The 21003-nt window shown below is 65.5% G+C and carries 19 protein-coding genes and 1 pseudogene; 17 read left to right on the top strand and 3 right to left on the bottom strand.

The genetic code is table 11. The features are described from left to right. Together DVDV_RS23765 and DVDV_RS06530 are read left to right on the top strand one after the other, a co-directional pair. A partial coding sequence (locus DVDV_RS23765) for an ATP-binding cassette domain-containing protein (protein WP_139311544.1) occupies window positions 1-284 on the top strand: 284 nt, incomplete at its 5' end. A 125-nt stretch (window positions 285-409) separates the two neighbouring features. Beyond that, window positions 410-1285 carry an alpha/beta hydrolase gene (locus DVDV_RS06530; RefSeq protein ID WP_254845283.1) on the top strand — a complete coding sequence of 292 codons (876 nt, stop codon included), beginning with the start codon at window positions 410-412 and terminating at the stop codon, window positions 1283-1285. Between the two features lie 182 nt (window positions 1286-1467). Here DVDV_RS06530 and DVDV_RS06525 read toward each other — a convergent pair whose 3' ends face one another. Beyond that, window positions 1468-2256: a 4Fe-4S binding protein gene (locus DVDV_RS06525; RefSeq protein WP_075353894.1), complete on the bottom strand. Its 789-nt coding sequence runs from the start codon at window positions 2254-2256 to the stop codon at window positions 1468-1470. After that, entirely contained in the window at window positions 2249-3121 is an 873-nt protein-coding gene (locus DVDV_RS06520) for a substrate-binding domain-containing protein (protein ID WP_075353893.1), read from the bottom strand. Before DVDV_RS06520 ends, DVDV_RS06525 begins: the two co-directional genes overlap by 8 nt. Window positions 3122-3352: 231 nt before the next feature. Between DVDV_RS06520 and DVDV_RS06515 the strand changes: the two genes are divergently transcribed. From DVDV_RS06515 to DVDV_RS06450, 14 genes and pseudogenes are all read left to right on the top strand, one after another. Further along, window positions 3353-4048: a FadR/GntR family transcriptional regulator gene (locus DVDV_RS06515; RefSeq protein WP_075353892.1), complete on the top strand. Its 696-nt coding sequence runs from the start codon at window positions 3353-3355 to the stop codon at window positions 4046-4048. Between the two features lie 119 nt (window positions 4049-4167). Next, window positions 4168-4530 carry a hypothetical protein gene (locus tag DVDV_RS06510; RefSeq protein ID WP_075353891.1) on the top strand — a complete coding sequence of 121 codons (363 nt, stop codon included), beginning with the start codon at window positions 4168-4170 and terminating at the stop codon, window positions 4528-4530. Window positions 4531-4676: 146 nt separating this feature from the next. Further along, complete coding sequence (hrcA, locus tag DVDV_RS06505) at window positions 4677-5714, top strand: heat-inducible transcriptional repressor HrcA (protein ID WP_075353890.1); 1038 nt, start codon at window positions 4677-4679, stop codon at window positions 5712-5714. Window positions 5715-5790: 76 nt separating this feature from the next. After that, window positions 5791-6321 carry a nucleotide exchange factor GrpE gene (locus DVDV_RS06500; RefSeq protein ID WP_075353889.1) on the top strand — a complete coding sequence of 177 codons (531 nt, stop codon included), beginning with the start codon at window positions 5791-5793 and terminating at the stop codon, window positions 6319-6321. Window positions 6322-6441: 120 nt separating this feature from the next. After that, complete coding sequence (gene dnaK / locus DVDV_RS06495; protein ID WP_075353888.1) at window positions 6442-8355, top strand: molecular chaperone DnaK; 1914 nt, start codon at window positions 6442-6444, stop codon at window positions 8353-8355. A 134-nt stretch (window positions 8356-8489) separates the two neighbouring features. Further along, complete coding sequence (locus DVDV_RS06490; protein WP_075353887.1) at window positions 8490-9944, top strand: penicillin-binding protein activator; 1455 nt, start codon at window positions 8490-8492, stop codon at window positions 9942-9944. A 20-nt stretch (window positions 9945-9964) separates the two neighbouring features. Then, a pseudogene (gene gatC, locus DVDV_RS06485) lies at window positions 9965-10250 on the top strand (Asp-tRNA(Asn)/Glu-tRNA(Gln) amidotransferase subunit GatC). An 88-nt stretch (window positions 10251-10338) separates the two neighbouring features. Next, on the top strand, window positions 10339-11805 hold the full coding sequence (gatA, locus tag DVDV_RS06480) for an Asp-tRNA(Asn)/Glu-tRNA(Gln) amidotransferase subunit GatA (RefSeq protein ID WP_075353886.1): 1467 nt from the start codon (window positions 10339-10341) through the stop codon (window positions 11803-11805). Window positions 11806-12034: 229 nt separating this feature from the next. Next, the gene (mnmA, locus tag DVDV_RS06475) at window positions 12035-13102 is read left to right on the top strand and encodes a tRNA 2-thiouridine(34) synthase MnmA (protein ID WP_075353885.1); all 1068 of its coding nucleotides are present in this window, start codon (window positions 12035-12037) and stop codon (window positions 13100-13102) included. 42 nt (window positions 13103-13144) lie between these two features. Then, window positions 13145-16147 carry a glycosyltransferase family 39 protein gene (locus DVDV_RS06470; protein WP_075353884.1) on the top strand — a complete coding sequence of 1001 codons (3003 nt, stop codon included), beginning with the start codon at window positions 13145-13147 and terminating at the stop codon, window positions 16145-16147. Beyond that, complete coding sequence (locus tag DVDV_RS06465) at window positions 16147-16764, top strand: HAD-IIIA family hydrolase (protein ID WP_075353883.1); 618 nt, start codon at window positions 16147-16149, stop codon at window positions 16762-16764. The genes DVDV_RS06470 and DVDV_RS06465 overlap by 1 nt, the downstream gene beginning before the upstream one ends. Next, complete coding sequence (locus tag DVDV_RS06460) at window positions 16761-17981, top strand: oligosaccharide flippase family protein (protein WP_075353882.1); 1221 nt, start codon at window positions 16761-16763, stop codon at window positions 17979-17981. Before DVDV_RS06465 ends, DVDV_RS06460 begins: the two co-directional genes overlap by 4 nt. A gap of 176 nt (window positions 17982-18157) precedes the next feature. Next, on the top strand, window positions 18158-19270 hold the full coding sequence (locus DVDV_RS06455) for a phosphotransferase family protein (RefSeq protein ID WP_075353881.1): 1113 nt from the start codon (window positions 18158-18160) through the stop codon (window positions 19268-19270). A 1-nt stretch (window position 19271) separates the two neighbouring features. Further along, the gene (locus tag DVDV_RS06450; protein ID WP_075353880.1) at window positions 19272-19862 is read left to right on the top strand and encodes an adenylyl-sulfate kinase; all 591 of its coding nucleotides are present in this window, start codon (window positions 19272-19274) and stop codon (window positions 19860-19862) included. A gap of 221 nt (window positions 19863-20083) precedes the next feature. Here the strand turns inward: DVDV_RS06450 and DVDV_RS06445 are convergent, their stop codons facing one another. Further along, window positions 20084-20416 carry a tRNA-binding protein gene (locus DVDV_RS06445; RefSeq protein WP_075353879.1) on the bottom strand — a complete coding sequence of 111 codons (333 nt, stop codon included), beginning with the start codon at window positions 20414-20416 and terminating at the stop codon, window positions 20084-20086. 89 nt (window positions 20417-20505) lie between these two features. Between DVDV_RS06445 and DVDV_RS06440 the strand changes: the two genes are divergently transcribed. Beyond that, complete coding sequence (locus DVDV_RS06440) at window positions 20506-20835, top strand: hypothetical protein (protein ID WP_075353878.1); 330 nt, start codon at window positions 20506-20508, stop codon at window positions 20833-20835. The last annotated feature ends 168 nt before the right edge of the window (window positions 20836-21003 follow it).

Here is a 21003-nt window from a genome sequence, read left to right as displayed (position 1 = left end):
GCGGACAGCGCCAGCGTGTGGCCCTGGCCCGGGCCTTGGCCGGCGAACCGGCCGCCCTGCTCCTGGATGAGCCCTTTTCCGCCCTGGATATTCCGCTGCGCCAGAAGGTGCGGGCCGAGTTGGCCGGCATCCTGTCGCGCCTGGACATCCCGCTTGTCATGGTCACCCACGATCCGGCCGACGTGGCCTTTTTCGGCGGCGAGGTGGTGCGCTACGGCGAAGGCCGCGTCCTGGACATGCACTCGGCCGAAGACATGCGCCGGTCCATGGTCAAGGTGGCCTGACCGTCCCGGCGCTCCGACTCTGGCCCGACCGGCCGGCCGGCCATCCGCGGTCCTGCCCGCCGACTCCTTGCCCCCGGCTTCCTGCCCCGCCGGCCATTGACGCTCTCCCCGGGCAGGCGTAGCACATGGAAAAATCCCCAAGCGAGTTGCCGATGTCCCCTGCCACCGCTCCCGACCAGACCAGCCTGCCGCTGACCGCCGCCAACCTTGACGCCACCCTGGCGGTGGTGGCTGAGGCCAGCTATCGTGACAACACCACGCTCATTTCGGGTCTGGAATCGGCCGGTTTTGTCCAGCTCGACCTCGAAGGCGACGGCAACGGCACCGTGGTCAGCCAAAATGCCGCCTTCGACGCCTGGATCACCGTGGCCAACGGCGCACCGGCCGCCATCATTGCCTTTCGCGGCACTGACGACATCAATTACACGACCGATGGCTTAAGCGCCTACCAGGGCAGTGCCGACGCCGCGTTCTGGCTCGATACCACCGGCTATTACAATCTCCTGGATGCCGGCGTGTCCGCCTTTGACGCCGCCGTCGACGCTCTGGGCATCACGCAGGTCTACGTCACCGGGCATAGCCTGGGCGGCGCAGCGGCCCAGGCCTACATGACCGAACACGCCGACGACGCCGACACCCGCTACGCTGCCGTGGTCTTCGGGTCCCTCGGCCTTTCCGGCCAGACTACGGCCGCAACCACCGACGCCCGCGTCACGGCCTTTACCGACCCTTCGGATTTCTCCAGCCAACTCGGCACCCAGACCGCCGGCCTGACCATCAGCTTCAGCCAGGGCGAGGAAGGCCTGACCACGGGCCTTGACCTCACAGCGCTCATAAGCGACCCGGCCTCCTTTCTGGACAGCCATTCCATCAGCCTGTTTGCCGATGCGGCCAGCCGCTACGATGCAGCCAAGGCCGGCATCCCCTCCACCGACGTGACCACGTTTTTCACGTCCACGCTGTCGGTCGGCGGCCTGAGCCTGACCGTTTCCCCGCTCTAGCCCGTTGCCTCCGCCTGCCAGCCCCGGCCATTGGCCGCGGAAACAAACCGCCTGACGGCCTGCGGCTCCCTCACCCGCCGCAACACGCCCGGCCGGCGACTGCCCGGCGCGCGTAACATTCAGCGACACCGGTCCGGGTTAGCTCGTGCAAAGGCCCCGGACCGTCTCCAGGCGCTGCCGGCCTAGGCCGTTTTCCCAGGGCCTTCCTTGGGCTTTCGGCCAAAGCCGATGGCCTCGACCGGACAACTGTCCAGACAGTCGCCGCAATTGGTGCAGTTGGCCTCTTCCGGCCGGGTGGCCATCTCGCACACCTTGGTGCATTTGCCGCAGCCGTTGCAGGCCGAGGTCTTAAAGACCTTGAAAAGCGATGCGCCCTTGACCAGCTCCAACGCCCCGCCCGTGGGGCAGGCAAACCGGCACCAGGCTCCGGCCAGCACCAGCCCCAGGGCCAGAAAGCCAAGCACGATGGCCGAGCGCACGATCCAAAGCAGGCCGGCGTGCTCAAAGGTCAAGGCGGCGGCCTGGAAAAACGCCCCCACCCGGATGGGCACATCGGCCCTGGGCTGGCCCATGGCGTAAAAGACGTAGAGGCACCCGGCCAGGGCCAGATATTTGCCCCCCCCGGCCAGCCGGGCGAATTTTGAACCATACGTCCGGCCAAGGGGTGCGACCTTGCCCAAAAGGGCCACGGCCAACCCGCCCGGACAGGCCCAGCCGCAAAAAGCCCGGCCAAAAAGGATCACGCTGGCCGGCAGGGCCAGCCAAAAGCCCCAGTACATGGGCAACACCCGGCCATGGCAGGTGATGACCGGACAGTTCTGGCAGCTGACATAGGGCACGACAAAGGGGCAGCGCAGCACGCCGTAGAGCGACCACTGCCCAAGGACCGCCGCCCCGAGCACCTGCGCGCCCCGGCGCAGCACTTTGAGCCGGACGGCAACACCCGTCTTGGCCACAACGCTCTCAGACATCTCTCACCCCGTACTTTTCCACCAGCTCCTGTCCTTTGGCCGAGATGGCCGGCACAAAACCCATGTGCTCGAAGTGAGCCTGTCCCTCGGGCGAAAGGAGATACGCGGCATAGGCCTCGGCCAGAGTGCGGTTTTTGGCGCTTTCCATGACGCCCACGGTAAAGGTCATGGGCGGCGGCGGAAACAGCCCCGGGTCAATGGCCACCACGTCCATGCGCCCGGCAAAGGCCGGCAGGCGGGTCAGGCGCAGCTCCACAATGGAGGCGTCGCCGCGCCCGGCCATGATGTCGTCCATGGTGCGCTGCACACAGCTTCCCATGACAACAGCGTTCTTCTTTGCCGCTTCCAGGATGCCCGCCTTCTCCAGAATCTTCAGCGCCGCCGCGCCCCCCGGCGGCGAGGCCTCGGGAGCCAGCACCACCCTGACCCCGGACCGGGCCAGATCGGCGATGTTCCCAATGCCGGCCGGATTGCCCTTGGGCGTCACCAGCACGTATTGGGTGAAGCACAGGGGCTTAAACCAGGACATCCGGCCCTCGGCCCGCAGCTTCTTGGCCAGATCGAGCACCCGGCCGGCAAAGACGTCGGTGGTGGCCGAACCCAGGAGCGATTTGCCAAGGGCGGCGGCAAAAGCGCCGGTATAAACCACCCTGGCCCCGGTTGCCGCCTCAAAAGCGGTGTTGGCCGGCAGCATGGCCTCGGCCAGGCCGCCGCAGGACCAGACCTGCAGCACCTCGCCGGCCGCCTGGGCCGGTTGGGCCGTCTGGTCCGCCAGGGCAGGGCCGGCCGCACACAGGGCCCCGCCGGCCGAAACCGCCGCCATCTTGAGAAATTGTCTTCGCCCGAACCCTGCTCCCTTTTCCATGCAACCCTCCCCGGCAACCCGCCGACAACCGTCTGAAATGGGTCCATGTCCTACCCGGCATCCCGGCGCGAATCCAATACATGCTTCCGATGCCCCATTGCCCGAACCATCACGAAGGCCTATGCCCATGGCGCGCAGGCGGCCTTGCGCGCAAAAAGGGGGCCGCCCCCCCTTGACAGCGACCCGGCCCGGTCCTAGAAACCGGCAGGCCATTGAGGAGATCATCAGACGATGCCTTCCCGCTTAAGTCCCGTGCGCTCGCGGAAACTCTGCGACCTCGTCATCCAGCAGATCCAGGAAAAAATATCCCTGGGGGTCTTTGCGCCGGGCACCAAAATTCCCACCGAACCGACCCTCATGGCCCAGCTCGGCGTCGGCCGCTCCACCGTGCGCGAGGCTATCCGCGTGCTGGTCAGCGCCGGATTGCTCGAAGTGCGCCAGGGCGACGGCACCTACGTGCTGCGCGGCTCATCGGGCAAGGAGCCGCTGGAATACCGGCTGCGCCGGGCTACCGCCCGGGAAATCCGCGAGGTGCGCCGTATTATCGAGGTGGAAACGGCCAGGCTGGCCGCCGCCAACCGCACCGAGACCGATCTCGACACCATGCGCGACTGTCTGGTCCGCAAGAAAGCGGCTGTGGCCGCCAGTGACACCCATGGCTACGTGGCCGCCGACATCGCCTTTCATTCCGCCGTGGCCGCAGCCAGCGGCAACAGCCTGCTGGCCGACCTCTACCGCAGCTTCTGCATGGTCTTTCAGGATTTTCTCGACCATCTGATCGCCGACGTGGGGGTCAACCGCTACCAGGACCACATCCACAACGGCCTGCTCGATGCCATCACCAGCCAGGATGCCGACGCCGCCGCCCGCTTCGCCATGGACGGCATCGACCATTTCACCAGTGATATCACAGCCCTGGAGAAATGATCAGGGGAGTTGCTTTTTATGGCCCATAATCGTCAGATGATATGACTTTAGCCGGTCTGTCGGCAGTCCTGCCATCCCCGGACCGGCGTTGCCGCCGGTTCATACATAATGGAGTTCCCATGCGTCTTTCCAGGTCCCTAGTTGCTCTCCTGTTCACGGTCTGTCTGGGCTATTACGCCGTCCTGGCCGATGCCGCGCCGTCGCGCCGCGCCCTGGTTGCCTCCTCGTCTTCCCTGGCGGATCTCGGCCGGATGCTGCCCCGGCTGTCCCTGCCGGCCACGGCCGTGTTGACCGCCCGGGAGGGACTGGCCGAACTGCGCCGGGTGGTCCAGGCCTCGCCGCTCATGCACGACAGCCGGCCGGCTGCCGACGTCGCCCGCAAAGAGCACGCCGCCCTGTGGGCCGATCTCGAGTCCGGACTGCGCGTTACCGACGATGACACCCGCCCCGGCCCGGCCGGTCTGCTGCCCGGCCAGGACTGATACCGGCCGGACACGGAAGCGTTTTAAAAATCCGACAGTATTTCCGTGCGATAGCGCTCATTTCTTCGCCTCTCCCTTGACACCGCCTCCTTCGGTTGTTACCCGTTTGGCACTCGAATGCGACGAGTGCCAAACAGGGAAACACCATGCCTCTTGCCGAACGCGAACGGGAAGTCCTGACCACCATCATCGAAGCGTATATCACTTCGGCCGCTCCCGTTGGCTCCAGGGTCGTGTCCAAGCTCAGTTCCCTGGGCCTGTCCGCCGCCTCCATCCGCAATATCATGGCCGACCTCACCGAGACCGGCTATCTGGAGCAGCCCCATACTTCGGCCGGCCGCATTCCCACGGCCAAGGCCTTTCGCCTCTATCTCGACCAGGTCATGCGCCTGTCGCCCCTGGGCGACGATCAGAAGCGGCGCATCATCGACAACCTGACCCTGGCCGGCCTTGAACTCGACGACGTCTTGCGCCAGGCCTCGCGCCTGCTGTCCGGCCTGTCGCTCCAGGTTTCCATGGTCATTGCCCCCAATCCGGCCGGCGCGCGGTTTAAGCGCATCGATTTTTCCCTGCTCAATCCCGGACTGGTCATGGTCCTCCTGGTGCTCCAGGGCGGGCTGGTGCGAAAACGCGTCATCGAGACCGCCCCGGACGTCACACCCGACGATCTCGTGGCCTGCTCCAATTATTTGAACCATCTGTTCACCGACCGGACCCTGGACGAAGTGCGCACCCGCATCGTGCGCGAGATGGACGAGGCCCGGCGCTCGCTCAATGCCCTGTGCCTGCGCGCCCTGACCATGGCCCGCTCGACCTTTGAACAGGAACGCGCCCCGGCCAGCGAAGTCATTGTGGACGGGACGCCCAACATCCTGTCCCAGCCCGAATTCACCGACGCCGAGCATATGCGCGAACTCATGCGCGTCCTGGAAGAGCGCACCATTCTGCTCGATCTGCTGGACAAAACCGTAAACGGTCTTAAAACGGTCATCATAATCGGCGACGAGTCGGATCAGGCCGCGCTGTCCGAACTGGGGGTCATCACCGCCCCCTACGGCACCGGCCGGCGCACCCTGGGGGCCATCGGCCTCATCGGTCCCCTGCGCATGGATTACGCCAAGCTCGTGCCGGTGGTGAACTACACCGCCAGCACCCTGACCCGGCTGCTCGACCGGCATTTTTAACAAGCACCATCCGCGTCGCGACGCCCCGGCGCAGGCCGGCCTTTTGTTGCGCCCAAACGCTCGTTGTGGAGGAATCATGGTCCCTGAGGAAAAACTGCCCGACACCGAAACCGCGTCTGAAACCCCGGCCGAGGCTGCCCCGGCCACCCCGGAGGAAGCCATCGAACGCCTGCGCGCCGAACTTGCCGCCGAGGCCGACAGACGCCTGCGCGCCCTGGCCGAAACGGAAAATCTCAAGAAACGTCTCATCAAGGAAAAAGAAGAGTTCCAGAAATATGCGACCGAAAGCCTGATTTCGGAACTGCTCCCCGTCCTTGACCATCTCGATCTGGCCCTGGCCCACGGCCGCACCAGCGAAGTCTGCAAGGACTTCATGGTGGGCGTGGACATGACCCGCAAAGCCTTTGTCGATATCCTGTCCCGCCATGGCGTGACGGAGTTCGGCACGGCCGGCGAGCCGTTTAATCCCGAGTCCCACGAGGCCCTTGGCGTGGCCACCGTCGCCGGCCTGGCCGACGACGCCGTGGCCCAGGTGGTCCAGCGCGGCTACATGCTGCGCGGCCGCTTGCTGCGCCCGGCCAAGGTCATGGTCAACAAGGCGCAATGAAACGTTTTTTCCGTTAGCCCCTTTACTCGGGCAAATCGGGCCTTATATTTTCGACGTTACGCCAAAACACTCGCCTAGCGGCGCAAAATCATACAGGAAATTCAAGGAGGAAAGGCTGTTATGGGTAAAATAATCGGGATCGACCTCGGGACCACCAACTCCTGCGTCTACGTCATGGAGGGCAAGGACCCGAAGTGCGTCACCAACCCCGAAGGCGGCCGGACCACCCCGTCCATCGTGGCCTTTACCAAGGAACGGCTGGTGGGTGAAATCGCCAAACGTCAGGCCGTGACCAATCCCGAGCGGACCATCTACGCCATCAAGCGTCTCATGGGCCGCCGCTTTGACGCGCCGGAAGTCACCCATTGGCTGACGCACTGCCCGTACAAGATCGTCGAAGGCCAGGGCGGCGACGCCTATGTCGAGGTTGAGGGCAAGAAGTACAGCCCGGCCGAAATCTCGGCCATCATCCTCGGCAAGCTCAAAAAGGACGCCGAAGCCTACCTCGGCGAACCGGTCACCGAAGCCGTCATCACCGTGCCGGCCTACTTCAACGACGCCCAGCGCCAGGCCACCAAGGACGCCGGCCGCATCGCCGGCCTTGAGGTCAAGCGCATCATCAACGAACCCACCGCCGCCTCCCTGGCCTATGGGTTCGATAAAAAGGCCAATGAAAAGATCGCCGTCTTCGACCTCGGCGGCGGCACCTTCGACATCTCCATCCTGGAAGTCGGCGACAACGTCGTCGAAGTGCGCGCCACCAACGGCGACACCTTCCTTGGCGGAGAAGACTTCGACCATCGCGTCATCACCTATCTGGTCGAAGAATTCAAAAAAGAAAGCGGCATTGACCTGTCCCAGGACCGCATGGCCCTGCAGCGCCTCAAAGAAGCCGGCGAAAAAGCCAAGAAAGAGCTGTCCACCTCCATGGAAACCGAGGTCAACCTGCCGTTTATCACGGCCGATGCCTCGGGTCCCAAGCACATGATGGTCAAGCTCACCCGCGGCAAGCTCGAATCCCTGGTCCATGATCTGGTCCAGCGCACCATCGAACCCTGCCGCAAGGCCCTGGCCGATGCCGGCCTCAAGGCCTCCGACATCGACGAAGTCGTCCTCGTTGGCGGCATGACCCGTATGCCGCTGGTGCAAAAGACCGTGCAGGACTTCTTTGGCAAGGAACCCAACCGCTCGGTCAACCCGGACGAAGTCGTGGCCATGGGCGCGGCCATCCAGGGCGGCATCCTGGCCGGCGACGTCAAGGACGTGCTGCTGCTCGACGTCACCCCGCTGTCCCTGGGCATCGAGACCCTCGGCGGCGTGTTCACCAAGCTGATCGAGCGCAACACCACCATTCCGACCCGCAAGAGCCAGGTGTTCACCACGGCTGCCGACAACCAGCCCTCGGTGTCCATCCACGTCATGCAGGGCGAGCGGCCCATGGCCGGCGACAACATGACCCTGGGCCGGTTTGAACTGACCGGCCTGCCGCCGGCGGCCCGTGGGGTGCCGCAGATCGAGGTCACCTTCGACATCGACGCCAACGGCATCGTCAACGTCTCGGCCAAGGACACCGGCACCGGCAAGGAGCAGTCCATCCGCATCACCGCTTCCTCGGGCCTGTCGGAATCCGACATCCAGAAGCTCATCAAGGATGCCGAGTCCCATGCCGAGGACGACAAGAAGAAACAGGCGCTCATTGAGATCCGCAACCAGGCTGACACCCTGGTCTACACCACCGAGAAGTCCCTGGCGGAACTCGGCGAGAAGGTTGACGGCGTGACCCGGGGCGAGATTGAGTCCAAGCTCAACCACGTCAAGGAACTGCTCAAGGGCGATGACAGCGATGCCATAAAGCGCGCCACGGACGAACTGTCCCAGGCCTCCCACAAGCTGGCTGAAAAGCTCTACCAGCAGAAGGCCGAGGCCGGCGGACAGCCCGGCGGTCCCGAAGCCGGCGCACACGGCGGCCCCCAGGCCGGCAAGACCGGCGGCGACGACGACGTGGTCGATGCCGACTACACCGAAGTGAAATAGCGTTCATCCCGGCGCGGACTTGCCTTCGGGTCCCATTGCGCGTAACGAAAAGCCTGACCCGTCTCCTTGGACGGGTCAGGCTTTTTTCATGCCCTTCGGACACGACGGCCCGGCCGCCAAACCCCGGTTCGCCCATGTACGCCACGATCAAAAAAAATCGCTCCTTCCACCGCCTTCTGGCTGGTCTTGTCGCGGGCAGCCTCCTTGTCGCCCTGTCCGGTTGCGCCGGGATGTTCTCCGGTTCCCAACAGGCCGAGCCGACCCCGCCGCCAACGCCGCCGGTTGTTGCGGTCCAGCCCGAGCCCACGCCGCCGCCAAAGCCGGCCTACGCCAATTCCGTGGCCGTGCTGCTGCCGCTTGGCGGGCCGTTTCGCGAATTCGGCGGGCGGGTGCAAAAGGGCATCCAGGCCGCCCAGGACGTTCTGGCCAAGGCCGGCACGCCCCTTGACGTCCACATCATCGACGCCACCCAGCCGGGTTGGGCCGAGGCCGTGCGCAATCTCCCCCCGGAGATCACCGTTGTCGGCGGCCCCATGCACCGGCTGACGCTTAAGGAACTCGAAACCGCCGGGATGCTCCAGACCCGGGTTTTCCTGGCCTTCATGCCGTCTTTGGGCGAAGCCCGGGAAGGCATTGACGCCTGGCGCTTTTTCCCCAGCGCCGAAGACGAGATCGACGCCCTGCTGCGTTTGTCCGCCAGCGATTACGGCATCAACCAGTTTGCCATCCTGCGTCCCGGCGACCGCTACGGCCAGACCATGGGCGATGCCTTTGCCGTGGCCGCCTCCAAGATCGGCGCCCAGATCACGGCCACCGGCGTCTACAATCCCCAGGAACCGGCCGGCTGGGAAGCCACTGTCGCCGACATGCTGCGCACCGGCGGCGGCCGTCCGGGCTTCGGAGCCGTGTTCATACCCGACGAATGGGCCCGGGCCGACAAGGTGTTGCCGGCCATCTTCCGCAACAAGGTCGAAGACCTGCTCATCCTTGGGCCGCAACTGTGGACCGAAGCCCTGTACCGGGCCGCGGCCACCAAGAGCCAGATTAATATTCAAAACTACCGGTTGGCCGTATGCCCCGGGGCCTGGTGGCCGGAAAACCAGGGACAGGCCACCCAGCAGCTCGTGACCGCCATGCGCGCCGCCGGCGTGGAACATCCCGACATGTGGGAGGCCGTGGGCTTTGATTTCGCCCGCATGGCCGCCCGCCTTGGCCGGCTGCCCCAGGGCTCGCCGCCCCAGGAAGTCAGCGCCCGTCTGGCCCAGGCCACCTCGGGCATGGATTTCAGCATGGCTCCGCTGTCCTACAGCCCTGACGGCAAGGCCCATGTGGCCATGTACCTGTTCCGGCCTTCGGTCACCGGCCCGGTCCTGCTCGATCCCGAAGGATTCCGCCAGCGCCTAAACGCCATCCGGCAAAAGGCCCTGGAAAATCCGGCCCCGGAAACCGAGCAGTCCTATTCCCCGACCCCGGTGCCGTCTGCCCCGGCCCAGCCCGTGCAGGGTGTTCCGGCCCAGCCTGTCCCGGCCGCGCCGGCCCAGCCCGTGGCCCCGGTGCCGTCCCATCGCCAGGCCATTCCCGTCTCCTAAACCGCAAGGAAGCTGCGTCCATGACGATACGCCCCGACCAAGTGGCCAAGGTGGCCAAGCTGGCCAAACTGCGCCTTGATGACGCCAGACTCGAACGCTTTGCCGGCCAGATGGACGACATCCTGGCCTACATGGAAACCCTTGGCGCGCTGGATACGACTGGCGTCGAGCCGCTTTACAGCCCGGTTGGCCACGAAACGCCCATGCGCCAGGACGTGGTGACCAAAAACTGCGCCCGGGAGCAGATCCTGGCCAACGCCCCGGCCACCGACGGCCAGTTTTTTTATCGTGCCCAAGATCGTGTGATTGCTGCGGGGCCGCACCCGGCCCCTGCCTTGCGACGCTGCCGCCGGCCGGCCTCAATCATACGAGCCACTGCAGAAAGGGATTTTTCATGTCCGAGATCACCACCCTGACCCTGACCCAGGTGCGCGACAAGCTGGCGCACAAGGAAATAAAGGCCGCCGAGGCCGTGGCCGCCTGTCTGGCCCGCATCGAAGCCACCGAACCGGCGCTCAAGGCGCTCCTGCACCTCGACGCCCAGGCTGCCATGGACGCGGCCAAGGCCCTGGACACCGCCGGCCCCCAGGCCGGCAAACGCCTGTGGGGCGTGCCGGTGCTGGTCAAAGACGCCATCTGCGTCAAGGACGCCCCGACCACCTGCGGCTCCAGAATCCTGGAAAATTTCACGCCCTTTTATGATGCCTCCTGTATTGAAAAGCTCAGGGAGGCCGGGGCTGTCATCCTTGGCAAGGCCAACATGGACGAATTCGCCATGGGGTCGTCCACGGAAAATTCCGCCTACAAGGTCACGGCCAACCCCTGGGATGTCTCCAAGGTGCCCGGCGGCTCCAGCGGCGGATCGGCCGCAGCCGTCGCCGCCGGCCAGTGCTACGCCGCCCTTGGCACCGATACCGGCGGCTCCATCCGCCAGCCCGCCGCCTTCTGCGGCACGGTCGGCATAAAGCCCACCTACGGCCGGGTGTCGCGCTACGGGCTGGTCGCCTACGGCTCGAGCCTGGACCAGATCGGACCGCTGGCCCGCACCGCCGACGATGCCGCCGCCATCCTCTCGGTCATCGCCGGCCACGATCCCAAAGACTCCACCTCGGCCCCGCGCGAAGTGCCCGATTTCGAGGCGGCCCTTGCCGGCGCAACCGACCTCGCCGGCCTGACCATCGGCCTGCCCGACGAATACTGGGGCGAAGGCGTGGACGACGAAGTGCGCCAGTCCTGCGCCGCTGCCGTGGATACGGCCAAACGCCTCGGAGCCAAGGTCGTGCCGGTCTCCCTGCCGCACACGCCCTATGCCGTGGCCACCTACTACATCGTGGCCATGGCCGAAGCATCTTCCAATCTGGCCCGGTTTGACGGCGTGCGCTACGGCTACCGCGCTCCCGAAGCCCAGACCCTGGAAGAACTCTACGAGCTGTCGCGCTCCAAGGGCTTTGGCCCCGAGGTCCAGCGCCGCATCGTGATCGGCACCTATGTGCTTTCGGCCGGCTACTACGACGCCTATTACCGCAAGGCGGCGCAAGTCCGCCGGCTCATCCGCCAGGATTTCCTCACCGCCTTCGAGAAATGCGACGTGATCTGCGGTCCCACCTCGCCCTTTGCCGCCTTCCCCATCGGCCAGATGACCGATGATCCGCTTCAGATGTATCTGAGCGACATTTTTACGATTTCCTTGAACCTCGCCGGCCTGCCCGGCCTGTCCATGCCCGTGGGCCTCGGCCAGGCGTCGGGAATGCCCATCGGCATGCAGCTCTTCGGACCGGCCTTTGACGAAGCCGCCATCCTGCGCACGGCCAAAGTGCTGGGCAATGCCCTGCCGCCGCTGCCGCAGCCGGCTGGTATTTAAGAGGAAAGAGGAAGAGTGCCTCCGGCGGCCAAAGGGCAGTGCCCTTTGGAAACCCACCTGGGGATCATGGCGGGCAGCAATTGCTGCGCGTTATGAAGGGACGTGATATACGGCTTCTTCCTACTGATAGACATGAACGCAACTGCAATACTGATGGGATTTCAAAGGATGGCAGCCCTTTGGCCGCCGGAGGCTTCCTCCCTGCCCACCAAGGCGGCGGCCTAAGTCCATGAAACTGGCCGTTGCCCTCTCCGGTGGCGCAGACAGCCTGCTTTCCCTTGGCCTGCTGCGGGCCGCCGGCCATGACGTCCTGGGCCTGCACGCCCATTTCCTGCCGCCGGGCGAAAAGGAGCGGGCCCTGGCCGCAGCCATCGACGCCGAGTGTCGGCTCCTTTCCGTCCCCTTTGCCGCTGTGGACCTGTCGCGGGAATTTCGCTCCCAGGTTATCGATCCCTTTATCAATGCCTACGCTGCCGGCCTGACCCCCAATCCCTGCGCCGCCTGCAACCGGACCATGAAATTCGGCCTGCTTCTTGATGCGGCCCGGAAAAACGGGGCAACGCACATCGCCACCGGCCACTACGCCCGCATCGAAGCCACGCCAACCGGCCCGGCTCTCAACCGCGGGGCCGATTCCACCCGCGACCAGAGCTATTTTTTAAGCCTCGTGCCGAGAGCGGCCCTGGCCAAGGCTGTTTTCCCCCTGGCCGAACGCCACAAGGCCGACAACCCGGCCGCCCTGGCCGCCCTCGGCCTTGCCCCGCCGCTGCCGACCGAATCCCGCGAAGTCTGCTTCGTGCCCGGCGACGACTACCGCGCTTTTCTGACCGCCTCGGGTGTTCCCTTGACCGGGCCGGGACCGATCCTCCTGGCCGACGGCACCCGCCTGGGGACGCACAACGGCCTGTGGCGGCACACCATCGGCCAGCGCAAGGGGCTTGGCATCGCCTACAGCGAACCGCTCTACGTCCTGGCCAAGGACGCCGGGGCCAATGCGCTCATCGTCGGAATAAAAGCCGAGCTTTCGAGCACCATCTGCCGCACCGGCCCGGCCAATATCCTGGTGCCGCCGGCCGACTGGCCGGGCGAAATCCTGGCTCAGACCTGCTACCGGATGCGGCCGCGACCGGCCACGGCCGGCCGCGATGCGGCCGGCGGCCTGTCCATCGTCTTTGCCGAACCCGTCACCCGCCCCACCCCCGGACAGGTCGCTGTCCTTTACGACGCCGCCGGCCGGGTGCTGGCCGGCGGGGAAATCCTGGATGCCGGCCTTGTGTTCCAGGGAAAGCTTGGCTAAATGGCCTTGACCCCGCGCCATGGGGTCAGGACACCTGCCCCTATGCCGACAACCGATCATCGCCGCCTGCACTTCTTCCTGCTCCTGCTGCTGCTTGCGGCAGCGGTCTGCCTGCGCCTGCCCCATCTGGGCGATCCGTCGCTGTGGTGGGATGAGTTCATTACCCTGGGCACGGCCCTGCTGCCCGTGGACCGGATGGTGCACACCCTGACGGTCATCGGGCCGTCAGACTTTGGCGGCGAATTTTTCCCGCCGCTCTACCACCTGATTACCCGCGCCGTGCTGGCCGTCAGCCGCGACGATGCTGTGCTTCGCGGCATAAGTCTGGTGGCCGGCACAGCTGCCATTGCCGTGGTCTACGGCTTCGTGGGTGAACTTTTCACCCGCCGCGCCGGCCTGTTCGCCGCCGCCCTGACCACCTTTTGCGTCTATCATATCCATTATTCACGGGAGCTTCGGCCCTACAGCCTGTTTACGTTCCTGGGGCTGGCCTCCCTGTGGACGCTCTATCGCGCCCTGACCCGGGGCGGGCTTGGCAACCATGTCGCCTACGTCCTGGCCACGGTTGCCATGTGCTACAGTTCGTCCATGGGCACCACCAACATCGGGGCCGAGGGACTTTTTACGCTTTTCTTCCTGCTTCGAGGACTGGCCTCCCGGGAGCTGACCTTGCGCCGGGCCGTGGCCAAAGGGCTGGCCCTGGTCGTCTGCGTGGGTGTTGTCGGGCTGTGCTACCTGCCCTGGCTGCCGGCCTACCGCAACATCTTCGCCCTGCTGCGCCTGGAGAAATCCCCCGGCATCCCGGCCGATTTCGTCGTCAATGTACTGTCGGAATTTTTCTCCTACGCCGCCCCCAGGCGCGGCCTGCCCTGGCTGCCCCTGGCCCTGGCCAGCCTTGTCGGGCTTGGCGTGGCCCTTGGCCGGCAGTACCGCACCGGCCTTGTCCTACTCGCCCTTTTTGCCCTCATGCCCGTGGCCGCCTTTCTGGCCGCCGGCACCAAACTGGAAATCAGTTCGCGCTATGTGTTCAATGCCTTTTTCGCCCTGCTCGCCCTGGCCGGCCTGGGCATTGACGCCGTCTGCTCCCGGACGCTGCGCTATCTTGCGGTGACGCCCGAACGCACGGCCCTTGTCGCCCCCCTGGCCGGCCTTGGTTGCTGCCTGCTGTTAAGCGCCGCTGATTTTGCCTCCCTGCCGGCCTATTACCGCCGCGAAACGTCGTACAACAAGGAACTGGCCGACTATCTCACCTGGAACAAGAACAACGTCGGGTATCTTTTCCTGCAAAGCAATCGCAATCCCAAGCTGATTACCAACTGGTATCTGCCCGGCGTCTATAAAAATCTCGACCACTACGTTCCCAAGGGCTACAAGCGCGCCTACCATATCATCCAAAGCGACCTGACCCCGGCCGCAGCGCCTTTTCCACCGCAAAAAGCGGCCCGGTTCATGGATTCGGCCGTCTACCGCCTGGGTCTGGTCAGCGCCGCGCCGGTGGTCCTTTTTCCCGACGCTGCCGGCACGGCCCGTTATGCCGACGCCTTTGACACCTACCGCTTCTACGCCGACTGCGACGAAGCCGTGAACATCGCCCCGGAAAGCCGCTACCACACGCTCACCCACTACGATTACGACAAGCCCGGCCATGTCCTGTACCGATTTGTCGCCGCCCCGGGCACGGCCTATGCCGCCGGCCGCCTGGCCCTGGATTATTCCGCCACGTTTAACGAGGGCATTGCCTCGGATTCCCGCGTCACGGTCTCCATAGCCGTGGATGACGGGCCGTTTGTTCCCCTTGATGTCGTCACCGGTGAAGCCTTTCTCGGCCCGGACGGCGCGCTCATCCCGGCCAACCACGAAAAGCGCCGTTTCATAAAGCGAAGCTACGCCCTGCCCGAAACCCTCCCTGCCGCAACCGTCGTGCGCCTTCGCATCGACTACGGCCCGGTTGCCAACCCGGGCGTGGTCGAAGTCTGCGGCCTGGAACTCTCCGCCGACCTGACCGGCTCCCCGGTGGGCGAGAGCCCGGCCCTGGCCGCCCTTGGGCGCGTGGCCGCCAACAACACCCTGGCCGCCTGGAAGCCCGGTGAGCGCCTCATTGGCGAGGCACTCTTCGCCTTCCCGGCCAAGCCCGGACTGCCACAAGGGCCGGCCAATCCGGCCGCTGCCCTGCCCGGCTTCCTGGCTGCCCATCCCGGTATTACGCCGGTATTGACCATCCCGGACGCTGACGGGCAGCTGGCCTATCTGTGCTACGACCCGGCCCTAAACCAGCCCTTCACGCCCCTGGCCGAGAACCAGCCGGCCACCCTGGTTGTGGACAATGCGGCCGGCCGTGAGTTCGCGGCACTCAGGCTCACCGGAGCGCTCAACCGCCCCCGGTTGTCGCTTGGCGGCAAAGCCCTCGACATCGGCGTGCTGGCCCCGGCTCCCTCGACCCTGCTCCTTGACCGGGACGGCGTTGGCGTCCTGCGCTTTGAGCCGAGCTTCGCCCGCGAAAACGAGGCCCTGGCCGCCTTTCCCATTGCCCGTAACATCAAAAAAAACGACGATGAAGACTGTTTGTCCTGCCAGGATCCCGGCCCCTGTTCGCTCACCGTGCCCATCAGTTCGGCCTATCCCGTAAAGCTCCTGCGGGTGCTGGCCTATCCCCGCGTGTTTGCCGACAAGGCCGGCAAAAACACCGTGCGCATCTCCTTTTCCCGCGACGGCAAGACCTTCACCCCCCTTGATACGCTTCAAAGCAACCGCAGCGGCTTCTGGGAAGGCCTGATGGTGCGTCGCGTTGTCGTGCTGCGCTTCGATCGGCCCATCCACAACGGCTTTGTGCGTTTTGATTTCTCCGGTCCCGGAGCCCAACTCTGGTCCCGCGACGACACCCGGATGCGCATCGAAGCGGTCCTGGACGCCGGCGCTTTTACCGGCCTGACCGTCCCCTCCGCCACCTTTACGGCCGAGTTGCGGGACAATGCCGGCGCGCCCGTGGAGTTGCTCCTCTCGCCGGGCCTGCTGCCCTATCAGCCAAATCTCCAGGACAATTTCTGATGCCTGCCGCCATCCGGCATATCCTGCTCGACCGCGACGGCACCGTCATTGTCGACCGGCACTATCCGGCCGACCCCGACGCCGTGGAACTTCTCCCCGGCGCCGGCCAGGCGCTGGCCCGGCTGGCCCTGGCCGGCGCAGACCTCTATCTGGTCACCAACCAGTCCGGCATCGGCCGGGGCTATTACGGCGAGGCCGAGTTCCAGGCGGTCCAGGCCCGGCTTCAGGCGCTGCTCGCCCCGTATGGCGCGCCCATCACGGCCACGGTCCATTGTCCCCATGGCCCGGACGCCGGCTGCGACTGCCGCAAACCAGCCACGGGCCTGTTTGACCGTCTGGCCCGGGCGTACGGCCTGGACGCAGCCGCAACCGCCGTTATCGGCGACAAGGCGTCGGATATCGCCTTTGGTCTGGCCCTTGGTGCACCGCTGACCATCCTGGTGGCAACCGGACACGGGCAGCAGGCGGCCCAGACCCTGGGCCTGCCGCCGCTGTCCGCCCCCTGGCTGGAACTGGTCGACCGCAAACCCGGCTGGCCCCATGTCCTGGCCCGGGATCTGCCCGCCGCCGTCGACTTCCTGTTGGCCGGCCGGCTGGCCCCCAAGGCCGGCCCATGAGCCGTGCCCTGGCCAAGGCCCTGACCAGCCAGTGGGCCGCCACCCTCTACGCCGCTGCCGTGTCGGTCGGCCTGACCTTTCTCCTTGGCCGGGTCCTGGGACCGGCCGGATTTGGCCAGTATTCCTACCTCCTGACCCTGGGGTCGCTTTTCGCCATTCTCCAGGACGGCGGCTTCTCCACCCTGATCTTTCGCGAAACAGCCAAGGCCGCCCTGACCGCCGTCCCGGGCCGGCCAAGCCTTATGGCCATGGCCCTGGGCCATCTGCTGGCCGTGACCGCCCTGGGCGTGTGCCTTATCCCCCTTTTCCCGGATGGCGAACGTCTGCCCCTTGGCGCGGCGGTTCTCTACTATGCCCTCTTTTGCGCCACGGCGTTGGTGTCCTCCGAACTCAAGGGCCGCAACAACTTCGCCGCCGAAGCCCTGTGGCGGGCCGTGACCCGCACCGCCACCGCCCTGGCCGCCGGCTGCGCCCTGCTCATGCCAAGCCCCGGCCCGACAGCCATCTTCCTGGCCCTCCTGGCCGGACAGGCCGTGGCCCTGGCCACCCCCTTTGCCCGGCCGCTCCTCGTCGCCCCCAGGCTCCACCTGCGCCGCGACATCTACGCCCCCTGCGCCGCCTTTTTGTGCATCTCCGCCGCCACCACCATCTATTTCCGGTGTGATATCGTGCTGCTGCGCCAGCTCACCAGCGATCCGGCCGAGGTTGGCAACTACGCCGCCGCCTATCGCCTGATCGAAGGCGTCATCATGCTGGCCACACCGCTGGCCCACATCTTTTTCCGCCGCCTGCGCGTCACCCTCGACGACACCGCCGCCTTTGCCCGCTCCTTTCGCCTCATGCTCGGGGTCATGGTCGCCCTGTCCCTGTGCGCCACGGCCGGCGGCCTGCTCCTTGGCCCGTTTATTCTCACCCTGGCCTTTGGCGACAAATATGCTTCAGCCGGGCCGTTGCTTGCCTGGCTGCTGGCCTCGCTGCCCTTTATCCTGCCCAATTACGTCCTGACCCAGGCCCTGGTCGCCCTGGGCCGGGAACGCTACTACGCCGGCGTCACCATCGCCGCCGCCGCCCTCAATATCGGCCTCAATTTCCTGCTCATCCCCCACCTCGCCGCCAAAGGCGCAGCCCTGGCCACCGTTTGCACCGAAGCCGCCCTGTGCCTGGGCCTGGGTCTGGCCTTCGTCAAATGGGGCTTCCGCGCTGTCGAGAGAAAATAGGAAGAAAGACTGGGGCGCTGCCCCAGACCCCGCCGGGGGGATCATCCCCCCGGACCCCTCGATAGGGCAAAGGGGGAGGGAGAGTGTTGCATTGGCGGCACATCCTGGCTAGTTATCGGCTTAGCCTGTGAAAGAGACGGGAACGGCACGGCTGCCGTACCTGCAGGGAGAGGCCAATGCGCAAGGGAACCGAGGAGAAACCGGCCATCGCGGTCCGCCCAGAAGCCGTGGAGCAATATCTGAAAGAGGCTTTCGGCCCGGACGCCCGGATGCTCGGGGCCTGCGAGATGGGTTCCGGCGGCCAGGGCATGAAGGAATTCGGCTACGGCAAGCCCGTGTGCCTGGATTTCGAGGTGGGCGGGCAGGTGCGCCGGGGCGTGCTGTCCATCATGCGCGGCGACAAGTACGGCCACCAGTTCTACTGGGACCGGGCCGCCATCCTCATGTTCCAGTTCGAGGCCGGCGGCGCCATGGAAAAGCACGTGCGCCCCATGGCCCTGGGCTATTTCGACCAGGACGACCGGCTGGTGCCGGTGTCGCGGCCCAAAGAGTTCTTTCTCTTAAGCGAAATGACCCCGGGCTACGACTACTACCTGGATCTGCAACGCATCCAAAAAACCGGCCTTGAGGCCCGCGACCTGGACATGGCCCGGTCTTTTGCCACCTGGCTGGCCCGAGTCCACAGTGCAAAAAAAGACGACGCCGACCTGTACCTGCGCCGGGTGCGAAACCTGATCGGCGCGTCCGAATGCATCTTCGGGCTGGTGGACGCCTATCCCCATCCCTACGGCCTCTTTCCGCCCGAGCGCTTCTGCGCCCTGGAAAAACGCATCATCGACTGGCGCTGGAAGCTGCGTGGCTACACCCACCGCTTAAGCGATGTGCACGGCGATTTCCACCCCTGGAACGTGCTCATCCAGGAGGACGGCGACAAGCGGGATTTCGCCGTGCTCGACCGCAGCCGGGGCCAGTGGGGCGAGCCGGCCGACGACGTGGCCACCATGAGCCTTAATTTCGTGCTGTTTGGCCTCTACAACCACACGACGCTGACCGGGGACTTCGAGCGGCTCTACATGACCTTCTGGGAGACCTACCTGCGCCAGTCCGGTGATGACGAGCTGCTCTCCGTCATCGCACCCTTCTACGTCTTTCGCGGGCTGGTCATCGCCTCGCCCCAGTGGTACCCGGGCCATCCCGAGGCCGTGCGCCGGGGGCTGTTGCAGTTTCTCGAAAATGTCCTTGGCGACGACCGCTTCGATTGCAAGAACTTCAACCGGTACATGCGATAATATGCCAGCCACCCTCTGGTTCACCGGATTGCCGGGCTCAGGCAAAAGCGCCCTGGCCAGGGCCGTCGCCCAGTATCTGCAACTGGCCGGGACCGAAACGGCCCTGCTGGAACTCGACGACCGGCGCAAAGCCTATTTCCCCAAGCCCACCTACAGCGAGGCCGAGCGCGAAAAGGCCTATAGGCTCTTCGCCGACGAGGCCGCCGGACTGTACCGCCAGGGGAAAAAACTCGTCATCATGGACGCCTCGGCCCCGCGTCTGGCCATGCGCGCCTATGCCCGGTCGCTGATGCCCCATTTTGCCGAGGTGCACGTCCATTGCTCCCTGGCCACGGCCATGGCCCGGGAAGCAGCCCGGCCCGAAGGCAAAGTCATGGCCGGGCTTTATGCCAAGGCCATGATGCGCAAAGCCACCGGCCGCGATTTCCCGGGCCTGGGCCAGGTCATCGGTGTGGACGTGCCCTTTGAGGAAGACCCGGCGGCAGAATGTGTGGTGGACGCCGAAGACCTGTCCATCGAGGCCGGGCGCGACGTGGTGCTTGCCTTCCTGCGCCACTGGCCGGGCCTGGACGCGGCCGGGCGTCTCGGATGAGAGGATATGAGGGGAGAGAAGAGGCCTCCGGCGGCCAAAGGGCAGTGCCCTTTGGAAACCCACCTGGGACGAGTTTGGTTTGACTGGGCCACTGCCAAAGCGACGAGTAGAAGTTGCGCAAGAGAAGAGGCCGGAACCATGACCGTTGGTCGTTTGAAAGGGAACGAGTATAAACGAGTTGTTTTGCCAGAGCGGCAAGGTCTGACAGGGCGAGCGCCAGATTAATAGACCCGTTGGCCCAGGGTGACCTCGCGCTCCGGGGTGAGCAGCACCACGCCTGCCTCGCTGTCCAGGCCCAGCACCAGGACTTCCGACAGGAAGCCGGCAATGCGCCGGGGCGCAAAATTGACCACCGCCGTGACCAGCCGGCCCGGCAGTTCCTCGGCAGCATAGACGGCGGCAATGCGGGCGCTCGATTGTTTGACGCCAAGATCCCCGAAATCAAGGCGCAGTTTATAGGCCGGGATGCGCGCCCCCTTGAGCGGTTCGGCCGAAAGGATGCGGCCAACACGGATATCGACTTTGAGAAAATCATCAAATTCAATGAGTTCCATACGATCTCCGCTCAATTGGGCCGATTTGTGTAACCAAAGCCCGGTCTGTGGGCACTTCTCTTGCATTATGTATGGCCATGGAGGGTGCGATGTCTGAAGGCCCGGTGCGGCATTGTCCTGGTTGCGGCCAGGCGCTGCGTTTCCCGTCCCATATCGGGGGCATCCTCATGGCCTGCCCGGTATGCGGCCACCGCTTTGCCTCGCCCTTTCGACTGGCTGGCGGGCCGGCCATTGCGCCGAAGCCGCTGGCCGCGCCGCCGCGACTTGACCCTGATCCGGAAACCACCTCCTCGCCGGCCCCGGCCGCCCCGCTGCCGGCAACCACTCCCGCACCAGCCAATCCAGCCGACTGCAAGACCCTGCGCCAAAACACCCTGGCCGCCCGAGTCGCCGCCAAATACGCCGCCAAATCGTCGTAAGCGATGGAAGTGTCATGAGGGGAGTGCCTCCGACGGCCGGGGGCCTGAGGCCCCCGGACCCCCCAAAGGGGGAAAAGGGCAGTGTTCGCGGAAGCGTGGACGGAAGCGGGAAAAAAGATATCGTCGGCCGGGCAGTGTCCCTATTCCCTTTGCTCTTTCTCCGCCCAC

Source organism: Desulfovibrio sp. DV (genome assembly GCF_001936595.1).
GTDB lineage: Bacteria > Desulfobacterota > Desulfovibrionia > Desulfovibrionales > Desulfovibrionaceae > Solidesulfovibrio.
The sequence above is the reverse complement of the archived record's forward strand: the minus strand, read 5'-3'. Positions and strand labels throughout refer to the sequence as shown.